The organism is Sphingobium cyanobacteriorum, from assembly GCF_030580935.1.
GTDB lineage: Bacteria > Pseudomonadota > Alphaproteobacteria > Sphingomonadales > Sphingomonadaceae > Sphingobium > Sphingobium cyanobacteriorum.
Genome location: NZ_JAUQOM010000030.1, coordinates 1 through 12,037 on the forward strand (window position 1 = coordinate 1; position 12,037 = coordinate 12,037).

Sequence of the window (12,037 nt, forward strand, 5' to 3'; positions counted from 1 at the left end):
CCCCTGCCCAAAAAGGCATTACAGCAGCAGATCCGTCACCATGACCGGCGCGGCGCTGATCATGTCCACCGCAACCTCCACTGTGGACATGATGCTGTCCAGATTGACCTGTACCTGATAGCTGGGCACCCGCAAATACCGTCACTTTGATGCGCCATTGTTCTGATTGCGGCGAGACCGAGGCGCGCGGTTGGTCGTCGGAAGATATGCACCTCGCGACAATCAATTTCAGCGATCCAGTTGCTGACCGTCCACTTCTCGTCTCAGCTCAGAAATATCACCCCTGCGAATGATATTTTGACTTATACGGGCAGGCGACAAATAGCGGCATAGCACGTCCAGTGCCGCCGCCGGATCATGGCGCGCGCCGCACAGGAAGATGTCTATCGCAGCATAGCCATGTTCGGGCCATGTGTGAATCGACATGTGGGATTCTGCGAGCAAGGCGACGCCGGTGATGCCCTGTCCTTCACCGAAATGATGGAGGTGAAGGCCGATCACCGTCGCCCCGGCGCTCTCCGCCGCAGCGCGCAGGGCAGCTTCGATCAGCGTGGCATCGGCCAGCACGGGACATCCGTAAAGGTCCGCCAGCAGGTGCCGGCCATCATAGGTCATGGGCGGGATCATAATAGCGTCTCATGCGGGTGGCCGATCGAGGACAATGCAGCCTCAGCCGCGACCATGCCTCGATAATGGGCTTCCTCGAACAGTGATAGCCCGCTCAGGTCCGAATGGGCGCGGAAGAAGGGGGGGCGGATCACTGCGCGCTGCTGCGGCGCGACCTGCCAGAGGAAACCGGGCGTTGGCCGGATCATGGCGTGACCCCACTTCCAGAGGTCAATGGAGCGGATCGCGCCGTCGAGGTCGGGATTCATGCCCAACAAATCATCGCGCACCAGCCGTCGCCAATCCGCATCGGACCGTTCGACCAACAAGCGGCGGGCGGATGCAGGCGGCATGTCGGACAGGGCCATATACCAGGTCAGCACCGTAGGCCCCGCGCGCGAGGCGCTCTGGTGGGTGGCGACGACATAGCCGAGCGAAGCGCTGCTGGCCGATACATTGTCCCACGCAAGCCCGCTGCCCTTACCCTCCGGTGCGCGATCAACCGTGACATTGGCAATCAACCAGGGCGCGTAGCTGTAGGCCGCGTCGGGTTTCTCGCCCAGCAGGCGACTGGCGATGAAGTGGGGCATGGCAAGGATCACCGCGTCGGCGCGATAGCGGATGCTGGTCCCCCGCGCCGCGTCGAACACATCGACTGTTGCTCGGCTCTCGTCGCGCCGGGCGCGAAAGGCGACCTGCCCCGTGGCGATGCGATCCCCCAAACGATCAGCGATCAGGCGGGTGAGGCGGCTATTGCCTTCGGGCCAGGTCAGTTCATTGTCGCCCGCCCCCTCGGCGGTAAAACCGCGCCGGCTGGCGAAATAATGGATGCCAGCCCAGGCGGAGACGTCGCCCGGTTCGGTGCCGTAATCGTCACGGCAGGCATAGCGGACATGGGCGCGCAGCACGGGCGAGGTCCAGCCCCGTTGGTCGAGCCACTGCGCGAAACTGATCCGGTCGAGCGCGAGCAGATCGGCATCCTGCGCGCTGTAGGCGATGGGAATGGCGAAAGCGGGGCGCCCTTGGGCATCGCGGCGACGGGAAAAATCGGCCATGCTGCGGTCGAAGGCGGCGAGATCGGCTTTGTCCTTGGCGGAGAGCCCGGTCCTGGGCACCAGCCCCTCCTGCCATTTCCCCTGCCAGAGCAGCCGTTCCTGCAAGTCGGCGCACAGTTGCAGCGGGTCATAGACGGGCTTGCCATCCCGATCGCCCACGATCATCCCCATTTGCCGCAGCATGTGACGCAGCCCGCGCGCTTCTTCATTGGGGATTGGGAGGTAATGCGCGCCCAGCGGAAAGGCGGACACGGCATTGCGGCCGCTACGGGCGTTGCCGCCGGTCTGGCTTTCCAGTTCGATCAGGCGGAAATCGTCGAAGCCCGCTTCGCGCAACCGCCAGCCCGCCGTCAGCCCCGCCACGCCGCCGCCAGCGATCAGGACCGGCACGCGCTCCTCGCGCACTGGTTCCGGGAAGGTGCCGTCGCGCAGACGGTGGCCAAGCGTGCTGTCCGCGCCGCCGCTGCTGCCCGCAATCGGTGTTTCGCACGCTGGCAGGGCTAGCGCGGTGGCCGCCGCCATGCCGCCCTTCAGGATGGCGCGCCTGCTTGGACTGCCGGCGTCAGCCTTCATAGCGTGCCCATTCCTCTGCGAAGCTGCGCACCAGCGCCTGATTGTCGAGCCGGTTCACCGGCACCGGGCGGCGCGCCATGTCGGGTGGAAAGACCAGCGCTTGCCGGGCGGTTGCGTCCGACAGGAAGCGATTACCCGGCAGCAGGCGTGTCGTCGTGCCAGGATCGGCGATCCCGGCCAGGATGAAGCCCCATTCGCCGAAACTGGGCACATAGACATGATAGGGGCGGGTCTGGAAACCGGCCGCTTCCAGCGTCTGCGCCACGGTCCAGAAAGCGGCGGGGGCAACCAGCGGCGACGTGCTCTGGATCACCGCCATGCCGCCGGGCGCCAGATGCGGGTGCAACATGCGGTAGAAGCTTTCGGTATAGAGCTTGCCCACCGAGAAATCGACCGGATCGGGAAAGTCGACGATGATGACATCGAAACGCGCCTGCGTCTCGCGCACCCAGCGGAAGGCATCGGCGTTGACGACATGCATGCGCTTGTCGGTCAGCGCATCGCCGTTCAGCGCGCGCAGCAGGCTGGTCTGGCTGAACAGGCGGGTCATGGCGGGATCGAGGTCGACCAATGTGACGCTGCGCACGCCGGGATGACGGAATACTTCGCGCGCGGCCAAACCGTCTCCCCCACCCAGGATCAGTACATTGGTCGGGCGCGCGACGCGGCCCATTGCCGGATGCACCAGCGCTTCATGATAGCGATATTCGTCGCGAGAAGAGAATTGCAGATTGCCATTGAGGTAGAGGCGGATGTCGTCGTCATGGCGGCTCAGCACCAGCCGCTGATAGGGGCTGGACGTCGCATAGATTATGCGTTCCCCATAGGCGGCGATTTCCGACCAGCGCTGGATGCGCTCGGCCGCCATGAAGCCTGCGATCAGGCTGATCATCACGACCAGCGCCAGGATGCGCTCCCGCATCAGGCTGGCGCGCGCGGGTACGAGCAGCAGCAGGAGCAACGCGACCCCGACATTGAGCAGGCCGAACATGAGCCCGGTTCGGATCAGGCCCAGATGCGGTACCAGCAGCAGCGGAAACAGCAGCGACGCGGCCAGCGCGCCGACATAGTCGAAGGTCAGGACGTTCGACACCGTCTCACTGAAATCGAACCGATCGCGCAGGATGCGCATCAGGAGCGGAATTTCGAGGCCGACGAGAAAGCCGATGACGAAGACGAGGCCATAGAGGATCGCCCGGAACTGCTCCACCAGCGGAAAGAGCAGGAACAGCCCCGCCGCCGACCAGCCGCCCAGCAGCGCAACGAGTATTTCGACCCGGATGAACAGGCGCAGTTCGTCACGCTTCACATAGCGCGAACACCAACTGCCGACCCCCATGGCGAACAGATAGGTGCCGATGACGATCGAAAATTGTGTTACGCTGTCGCCCAGCAGATAGCTGGCGATCGTCCCTGCAAGCAGTTCGTAGATCAGGCCACAGGTCGCGACGGCGAACACGCTGGCCAGCAGCAGTCCGACCAGCGCGGTGCGCCTGCGCTCGGTCGGCGGCGGCGATGTGTCAGCCATGAATGGCGGCGGCGACGATGATGCCGATCGCAATGGCGATAGCGCCCGCAAACTGGGCGACGGCGACATTCTGCTTGTCGCGTATCTCCTCCCACAATTTGCCCGGCGTCAGCAGGTCAAGGATGACGAAGCCGACCACGAAAACGACGATGCCGATCCCGGCATAGACCAGTGAATTGAGCAAGGTCGGCAGAGAGATGATCATCGATGTCTCCTATTTATGGGTGGGGCCATAGGCGCGGGCGGCACCAGCGGTGCGTCCACCATCGGCGAAGGGGGAATAGCCCTGCGACGCGGCGGTGAGGTAGAGGCCCAATATGGCCAGGCACCACAGGGCATAGAGGAAGCTGCTGCGGCTCATGGCGATTCCATCCCCCGCAACCAGTCGTCAGCGTCGGCCGGCGGACCATCCTTCTGCGCCAGCCGGGCATTTTCGAACATGATGTGCAGAATGAGCATCAACAAGGGCGGCACCAGGATCATCAGCACCGCCAGCCAGAAATTGGACGCAAAGCGCGCGCCCCGCGCCACCGTCAGATTGACCTCGACCGGCGGCAGTCCTTCAGTCTTGTAGGTGCCGCTCGACGGATCAAAGGCCCAGTTGCCAGAACTGCCCCAATGATGCGCCTGTGCATCGACGACGAGATCGTAGGTTCCGGCAGGCAGGCTCGCAACCTTCAAGGTCTGCGACCGGGTGCCTTCGGACCAGTAGCCGTCCGAATCCTGCCCCGAATAATGTTCGTTCAGGGCATAGGCGTCATAGCTGTCCTGCGTCTTGCGATTGACGAAGGCGACGTCGATATCCACCCAGCCTTGTTCCATGCCGGGCGTCGACGCCGCGACCGTCATCGCCTGCTTGCCAAGCGGCAGCGCGATCGGGCCGAATGTCTGCGACACGGCGGGGCCATCGGGCGTCACTGACAGGCTGAAGCTCTGCGGCTGCATGGTCTGGCCGAACAGCACCAGCAGGACCAGCAGCGCCACGAAGGATAGGGCGGCGATCGGCCACCAGCCCTTGATCCGTCGGACATAGGGCGATGGCTGATGCGCCAGCGGCGTCATGCCGGGTATCCAGACGGGCGGCGGATCCACATCGAAGGCGGCCCGTATCTCGCGTCCGGTCAACAATTCGCTGATAGTCCAGCTTTTCTCCCGATCATCCTGCTCCAGGCTGAGCATGGAGCCAGGGCGGACATAGTCGCTCGCGCGCACTTCCTCGCCCGGTTTCACCCGCCAGTAGAATTCGCCCGCAACGCGCGTCACCCGCGCGGTATTGTCGCTGTAAAAAGGGGTGAAGCGGCCGCGGCCCACGATCTGGTCCGGCCCGTCGCGCTGCGGCGCGGCGGTCAGCATCGTGCCCAGGCTCCACTGGCCATTCTGCGCGATCAGCCAACGATAGCCCTCATAAGGATTGAACAGCAGGGTTTCTTCCCATGTCGCCCAGCCGTCCGACCGTTGCAGCCAACCGATCGCTTCCCATTCCACGCCGCGCAACGTGCCGCGCGTGCCGAGCGGGATCGCGAGCGACGCCTGCATTTCATTGTAGCGGGTAATGATGCGCCCCGCCGGATCGGTCGCGTCGATCAGCGTGCCGCAATATTCGCAGGCCAGCGTGACCGTATAACCCGCCGCGCGTATCGTGATCGTCCCGCCGCAGGCCGGACAGGACAGGGAACGGACGCTGCCATCCTCAGCCATAAGCGGGCAGGCTCCAGCCGGGGAGCGGGCGCAGGTTGCGCGGTTGGAGTGAGGCCAGCGTCACATGATGGCCGACATAGAGGGATGGCCCGTGCCGGTCCTTCTGGAACGAGGCGCAACGCCCGTCGCGATTGCGAAAATCGACGCTCAGCGCCTCCCAGCCGACGGGTGCGGTGAAGGGCAGTTCGCCTTCGCAACCGATGCACCGCACGGTGCGGACATCGGCGACTTCATAGGATTGTCCGGCGATATTGCCGCTTTCGCCCGGCTTGACCGGCGTATCGTTCATGAGGCGGCGAATGACCTGCGCCAGCGATCCGGCCAGTTCCATCTCGCGCAGCGCCATGAACTGGCCCATCGCCTCGCCCAGCCAGGCGTGGCTGCCGTCAGCCAGCAGCATCAGCCATTCATTCCAGGCGCCATCGTCCCAGGCCCAGCGCACCCGGCCGATGATCTGGAAATTCTGGTCGAAGCAATTGCCTTCCGTCCCGATCTGGATCGGGCTGATGTCGAAGGGCAGGATCGACGACTCCCCCCCATTTTCCGTTATTTTGCCCTGCGCACCCTGATTGTAGCGGACGACGAGGGTGCGACAATAGTCGCACACCCGGACGGGCAGCGCCGGCGAGCGGAAGATGACCTCCGCGCCGCACGTGGGACAGGCGACCGACTGCATCTGCGGTTAACGGATGCGGCCCAGCAGTTCCGCCTTCTTCGTATCGAATTCTGCCTGGGTCAGCGCCCCCATGTCCAGCAGCTTGTGCAGCTTTTCGATCAGCGCGAACGGGTCCTCTGCTGGAGCCGGTGCTGCCGCCGCACCGCCCAGCGCGCCGCTCATCGCCTGGCCGATGGCCAGCCCGGCCGCCGCGCCCGCACCGATCCCTGCCACGCCGCCAGACTGCGCCGCCGCCGTCTCGATCGCTTCGGCTGCCTGAAATTTGGCGTAGCGGTCAAGATCGCCCAGCACGCGCATCGAACTCGCCTTGTCGAGATGCTTCTGCACCTCTTCGGGCAAAGACAGGCTCTCTACAAAGAAGCTTTCGACCGACAGCCCCCATTGGGCGAAGGCTGGCGCGACCGCGGCTTTGAGCGCTTCGGACAAAGCGGCCTGGCTGGCCGCCAGATCCAGGAATGCGGTGCCGCCGCCGGCCACTCCGGTCGCAAGCGCGGTCTGGATCGCGGCGCGCAACTGCGGCTCGATATCCGCGACCTTCACCTCGCCCAGCGTGCCCATGATGCGCGAGGCGAAGGGGGCTACCTCTTTGACCCGGAAGCTGTAACTGCCAAAGGCGCGAACGCGCAGCGGCCCCAATTCGGGATCGCGCAGCGTCACCGGCTGCGCCGTGCCCCATTTCAGGCCGATCTGCTCCTTTTCGGAAAAGAAATAGACGTCCGACTTGAAGGGCGACTTGAAGCCCTTGTCCCAGTTCATGATGGCCGTCATCAGCGGCAAGGTCGCGGTGTCGAGCGTGTAGAGGCCCGGACCGAACATGTCGGCGATCCGCCCTTCGTTGAAGAAGGCGGCAATCTGCCCCTCACGCACCGTCAGTTGCGCGCCATTCTGGATCTCACGGTCGGCCAGCGGCACGCGCCAGCCCAGTTGTCCCGGCTCTTCCACCCAGTCGATGACATCGACGAACTGTTTCGACAGAAAATCCAATATGCCCATGTCACTCCCCTGCGCCGACCGTCAGTTTAGAATAGTAGGTTCGCGGGACAAGCGAAATTGCGGCATATGACGCTGACGACATTTTTCTGATCTTGTCTGAGTTTGCGATCCAATGCGGTTTGCGCCCCGTTCGAGACGCGCAATCGCCTGTTGCTTATTCCAGGAAACGGACTGTCTGCTACCCCATGATTGAGCGTCAAGCGGCGAATGTCGCTGTCAAGCCTATGGGTTTCCCTGACGGCATGGGGGTGCCGACCGCGATTGAGGGCACCCCCATGCCGGGAACGGCTGCCAGCAGCGATTATTGGGCGACCTTCTCCCTGGCGGCAAGCTGGCGCGCGGCAGTTGCTGCGGCGTCGGTGGCGGTCACGATGCCGTCCCTGTCATTGTCCTGCCCGGCAAAGGCGCGCGCGCCCGACAGGTCATATTCGGCCTGGGACATCTTGCCGTCCTTGTCCTTGTCCAGCACGCCGAAGCGGACATGGGTCTGGCGGATCTGGCGCTGTCGCTCCTCTGCCTTCTTCTCTTCGTTGCGATCGGACGCGGCGAGTTGCTGTTCCAGTCGCCCGCTATATTCCTGCACATATTCATCTTCCGACACCCAGCCGTCGCCATTGGCGTCGGTCGCCTTGAAACGGGCGACGCGGCCAGTGTCGAATTCGGCGCGGCTGACCTGGCCGTCATGATCGGCGTCATAGTCGTGAATGAAGGCCGATCCTTCATGCGGCGCGGCCATAGCGGTGCCGGCGAGCGTCAAAAAGGCGGCGGTCAAGGCAAGCTGGAATTTCATATGGTCTCCGTTGGATATAGGGAATGCGGCGCTCAGGCCGCGTCGAAGGTCAGGGTGTAGGTGTAACTGCGATAGGGGGTTTCCGACCCGGCCGGCGCGGCGCTGCGATGGCGCACCAGGATCAGATAGGTGCCGGCATCATCGGGTTTCAGGGTGAAGCGGCCATCGGCGCCGCTCTTCACCTGCGCCGCCACCTTGCGTCCGTCATAGAGGCCGGCGCTGCGGAACAGGGTGATGTCTGCATTGGCGAGCGGCTGGCCGTCAAACAACAGCACGAAAATGGCGCCGGAACCCGCGACGATGCCATTGGGATGGGTGATCGGCTGGATTTCCAATGCCTTGCCCATGGGCTTGAACGCCGTTTCGGTCGGCTGGCCGCGCGTCACATAAGCGTCGGCCAGGGTCATGCTCTGCACCTCGACCTGCTCGACATTGGCAGGCGGTTCGGCGCCTTCGCCGCGCATGGCCCATGTGTCGCCTTGCTTGAACATCTTGCCCTTGCGCCCGGCACGCTGGCCGCTTGTCACGCGATAAGTGCCATCGGCAGGGATGGCCGCCTCAAAGATGCTGAGGTCGCGCAAATGAGTGACAGGTCCGGTCGGCAGATCCTTTCCGTCTGGACCGATCAGATGGAAGGGCGCGTCGCGCATTGCGACTTCGGGCAGGAAGGCGTCTTCGGCAAAGGCGGACTGGACGGTGATATGATCACCTTTGCCCACATCGAACAGGGTCGGCAGCACATAGGGCATATGCGCCTGCGCGGTGGAAGCGCCGGCTAGGGTCAGCAGCAGGGCGATGGAATGGATTGGTGATGTCTTCATGATGTCCCCTTTCTGCATCGATCTTTAATTCTAATGAGACTCACTTGCAATATCATATTAAGCTGATAATTGCCTCCTTGATCGGGCGAACCAGGCTCGATGTCATGTACCGAAAAATGGGGGCCGCATATATGATGGAGACCAAATTGACGTTGTTGTCGGGAATCGCGCTGATCGTTGCGCCGATCCAGGCATGGGCGCAGGATGATGCCGATGCACCGGAAACGACACGCATGGCGCTCGACCGGATGGTCATTTCCGCCGGCACCGAAAAGGTCGCGATCGACACGCCGCAGGCGGTCAGCACGCTGGACCAGGACGATATCGATCAGGTCCAGGCGACGACGATCGGCGACCTGCTGGAAGGGATGCCGGGCGTCAACGTCCAGGGCGGCGTGGGTCAACTGGGCCAGGGCTTCAACATTCGCGGCATGGGCACCGCGATCGGCGACAGCGACAACCGCATCCTGCTGACGGTCGATGGCGTCACGAAATTCTATGAACAATATCGCATGGGGGCGCTGTTCACCGAGCCGGAACTGTACAAGCGGGTGGAGGTGTTGCGTGGCCCTGCCTCCTCGACCCTCTACGGCGCCGGGGCGCTGGCCGGCGTGGTCAATTTCACGACCAAGGATGCGTCGGACTTCCTGGGCGAGGGCGATCCGCTGGCGATCCGCCTGAAAGCGGCGACCGAAACCAATGCGCAGGCGCACACCCTGTCCGGCATCGTCGCGGTCCAGCCGACCTACGGCGTCGAACTGCTGGGCAGCTACAATTATCGCCGCACCGACGACTATAAGAGTGGGAATGGCGATATCGTTGCGGCCTCCGCCACCTTGTCCGACAGTTGGCTGGTCAAGGGCCGGGTCGCGATCGGCGGCAACAGGAAGCATGCTATCTGGGCCAGCTATCAGGACTGGATCAGCGACGCGCCGCAGGTCTATGACCAGATTTCTGCCGCCACCGGCGCCGCACTGATGCGCCGCCGCGTGCACGACAAGACCGCCGTGCTGGGCTATGTCAACGATTTCGACGGCAGTAAGCTCTTCAATGTCGAGGCGCAGGTCGCCTATTCGCTGTCGAAGGTGCACCAGACCGAAACGACCTTCCTCGGCCCGCTCGCCTATTCCGATTTCTCCTATGAAAGCTGGCAGGCGAAGGTCCAGAACACCAGCGAGTTCGCCATGGGCGGCGACTGGACGACCTTCCTGATCCTGGGCGGCCAGTGGAGCAAGCAGGAACGGCGCAACCCGCGCGTTGCGCTCAATGGCGCGGTAACGCCGGGCGCCGGCACCCATCCCGAAGGCGACATGCATCGCTATGGCCTTTACGGCCAGTTGGAGATCGTCTGGTCCGACAAGCTGACGATCATGCCGGGCGTCCGCGTCGACTGGACGAAGCTGAAACCCGGCGCCACGGTCGTCGGCGGTACGATATTGACCGACACTGTGACCGATAGCGGCGTGTCGCCCAAGCTGGCAGCGCTTTACAATGTCACGCCCTGGTTCGGCCTGTTCGGATCGGTCGCGCGCACCGTGCGAATGCCCAATATCGATGAAATCTTCACCCGTTCGGCGACCCGTCCCAACAATCCCGACTTGCGGCCAGAGAAATCGGACAATGTCGAAGTCGGCTTCACCTTCTCCTTCGACGACATGCTGGGCAAAGGCGACCGTTTCCGTGCCAAGACCACCCTGTTCCAGAATGATGTCAAGGATCTGATCGTCAATGTCACGGCTGCGGCGGGCACACCCTATTTCCAGAATATCAACCGCTCGCGCTTCAAGGGGCTGGAGGTCGAGGCGGAATATGGCATGGGCGGTTTCTTCGCACGCGGCAATGCGTCCTTCATCGACGGCAAAAACCGGCTGACGGGCGATTATCTCAATACCATTCCGGCCAACGACTATCGCCTGACGTTGGGCTATGCCGATGCGGCGAGCGGCCTGTCGGGCGGCTGGACCGGCGAGTTTGCGGAGCGGCAGGACAAGGTGACGACCGGCGCCTTCGCCTCGGCCGGATCGGGCCTGCCGACACCGGGCTACACAGTCCATAACCTGTTCTTCGCCTTCAAGCCGCAGAGTGGCGCGGCCAGGGGCTTCGAATTCCGCATCGCCGTGGATAACATGTTCGACAAACAATATCGTCGCCACCTTTCCTCGCTCGCCGCGGAAGGGCAGAGCTTCAAGTTCACCGTGGCGAACACATTCTGACGCCATGGCACAGGCAGCGCATCCTTTCCGCATCGGCGGGCCGGCGGCGGCATCGCTGCTGGTCAACGGCTTGCTGATCGCAGTGCTGTTGAACCTTGGCATGGGACATGTCAGCCGCCGGAGCGAAGCACCGGCGCTGACGGTCCTGTCGCTAGCCCAGCTCAAAGGCACGGAGCAGGGCGAGGAAGAGGCGGAGACGGCAACGCCCAGTACGCCTGCCCCAGTTCAGCCCCCAACGGCCAGGCAACCGCCCGCACCGCAGCCGACCGCGAGGATCACTGTCACGCCTCCGGTCGTGGCAGTGCCATCGCATCTTTCCCTTTCCATGCCGATGCCGGCGGCCGCACCGACAGCTAATCCCTCCGCAGCGCCATCGTCGCCCGCTTTGCAAGCCACGGCCGCCGTGTCGGCCGCGCTCATCCCGCGCCGCGGCGGCGCGGAGGGCCTGGACGTGAAAGCGCCCCCCGGCACCAGCCGCAGCTATGCCGCCAAGGTCCGATCATGGCTCTACGCCCATAAAATCTATCCCCGCCTGGCTCGGATGCGGCGGAAGGAGGGGCGGGTGGAGGTCCGCTTCGTCCTCGACCGCGCCGGCATGTTGCTGGAAGGTGCGATCGTCCAGGGATCGGGTAATACGGTGCTGGACGATGAGGCCGAAGCGATGCTGCGTCGCGCCTCCCCCTATCCTCGCGCACCCGCCGAACTGCCAGGCGAGCGCATCGAGTTCACGGCGCCGATCATCTTCACCCTGCCAGCATAGCGACGACATTGTTTCAGAGAGCCTCCGCTGAGGCCGGAGGCTGTTGGGAATGGCGCGCTCGTTGTTCTGGTTGCCGAAGAACCAGGGGAGGCGGGCAGAGTCGAGTCAATCGAAGTAGCGCTTGCGGCGCTTGCCGATCTGGCAGGGGATTGCAGCCGTCTTAGGCGGCGACCGTGCTGACCAATAACGGCATCCAGTTTACTGAGAACGGCGGAGCAATATTCGACCACGGTAGCGGCGGGATAGTCCTGCTGCGGGCGGCGTAAAAGTCGTCCACCTTGAAGCCTTTCTGCCGAGTCAGGGAGGTGTGGGGATCTACAGCGT

12 protein-coding genes are annotated in these 12,037 nt (G+C 63.7%); 2 read left to right on the plus strand and 10 right to left on the minus strand.

The genetic code is table 11. The annotated features are described in order from the left end of the window. Nucleotides 1-228 precede the first annotated feature (228 nt). The 10 genes from speD to Q4610_RS20755 form a co-directional block, all read right to left on the minus strand. Nucleotides 229-627: an adenosylmethionine decarboxylase gene (speD, locus tag Q4610_RS20710; RefSeq protein WP_304537743.1), complete on the minus strand. Its 399-nt coding sequence runs from the start codon at nt 625-627 to the stop codon at nt 229-231. Beyond that, a complete protein-coding gene (locus Q4610_RS20715; protein ID WP_304537744.1) occupies nt 624-2,234 on the minus strand; it encodes an NAD(P)-binding protein in 1,611 nt (536 codons plus the stop codon). The genes speD and Q4610_RS20715 overlap by 4 nt, the downstream gene beginning before the upstream one ends. Then, nucleotides 2,224-3,762, minus strand: a complete 1,539-nt coding sequence (locus tag Q4610_RS20720; protein WP_304537745.1) for a polyamine aminopropyltransferase — start codon at nt 3,760-3,762, stop codon at nt 2,224-2,226. Before Q4610_RS20720 ends, Q4610_RS20715 begins: the two co-directional genes overlap by 11 nt. Next, nucleotides 3,755-3,967: a DUF350 domain-containing protein gene (locus Q4610_RS20725; RefSeq protein WP_119744051.1), complete on the minus strand. Its 213-nt coding sequence runs from the start codon at nt 3,965-3,967 to the stop codon at nt 3,755-3,757. The genes Q4610_RS20720 and Q4610_RS20725 overlap by 8 nt, the downstream gene beginning before the upstream one ends. A 9-nt stretch (nt 3,968-3,976) precedes the next feature. Further along, nucleotides 3,977-4,123: a hypothetical protein gene (locus tag Q4610_RS20730; protein WP_304537746.1), complete on the minus strand. Its 147-nt coding sequence runs from the start codon at nt 4,121-4,123 to the stop codon at nt 3,977-3,979. Then, nucleotides 4,120-5,460: a DUF4178 domain-containing protein gene (locus Q4610_RS20735; protein ID WP_304537747.1), complete on the minus strand. Its 1,341-nt coding sequence runs from the start codon at nt 5,458-5,460 to the stop codon at nt 4,120-4,122. Before Q4610_RS20735 ends, Q4610_RS20730 begins: the two co-directional genes overlap by 4 nt. Further along, entirely contained in the window at nt 5,453-6,136 is a 684-nt protein-coding gene (locus Q4610_RS20740) for a DUF4178 domain-containing protein (protein WP_304537748.1), read from the minus strand. The genes Q4610_RS20735 and Q4610_RS20740 overlap by 8 nt, the downstream gene beginning before the upstream one ends. A 6-nt stretch (nt 6,137-6,142) precedes the next feature. Next, nucleotides 6,143-7,129 (minus strand): SPFH domain-containing protein, encoded by a 987-nt coding sequence (locus Q4610_RS20745; protein WP_304537749.1) that lies wholly within the window; start codon nt 7,127-7,129, stop codon nt 6,143-6,145. 301 nt (nt 7,130-7,430) lie between these two features. Then, complete coding sequence (locus tag Q4610_RS20750) at nt 7,431-7,919, minus strand: EF-hand domain-containing protein (protein WP_304537750.1); 489 nt, start codon at nt 7,917-7,919, stop codon at nt 7,431-7,433. Between the two features lie 32 nt (nt 7,920-7,951). Next, nucleotides 7,952-8,740 (minus strand): DUF4198 domain-containing protein, encoded by a 789-nt coding sequence (locus tag Q4610_RS20755; protein WP_304537751.1) that lies wholly within the window; start codon nt 8,738-8,740, stop codon nt 7,952-7,954. 131 nt (nt 8,741-8,871) lie between these two features. Between Q4610_RS20755 and Q4610_RS20760 the strand changes: the two genes are divergently transcribed. Then, on the plus strand, nt 8,872-10,953 hold the full coding sequence (locus tag Q4610_RS20760) for a TonB-dependent receptor domain-containing protein (protein WP_304537752.1): 2,082 nt from the start codon (nt 8,872-8,874) through the stop codon (nt 10,951-10,953). A 4-nt stretch (nt 10,954-10,957) separates the two neighbouring features. Further along, nucleotides 10,958-11,713: an energy transducer TonB gene (locus Q4610_RS20765; protein ID WP_304537753.1), complete on the plus strand. Its 756-nt coding sequence runs from the start codon at nt 10,958-10,960 to the stop codon at nt 11,711-11,713. Nucleotides 11,714-12,037 lie beyond the last annotated feature (324 nt).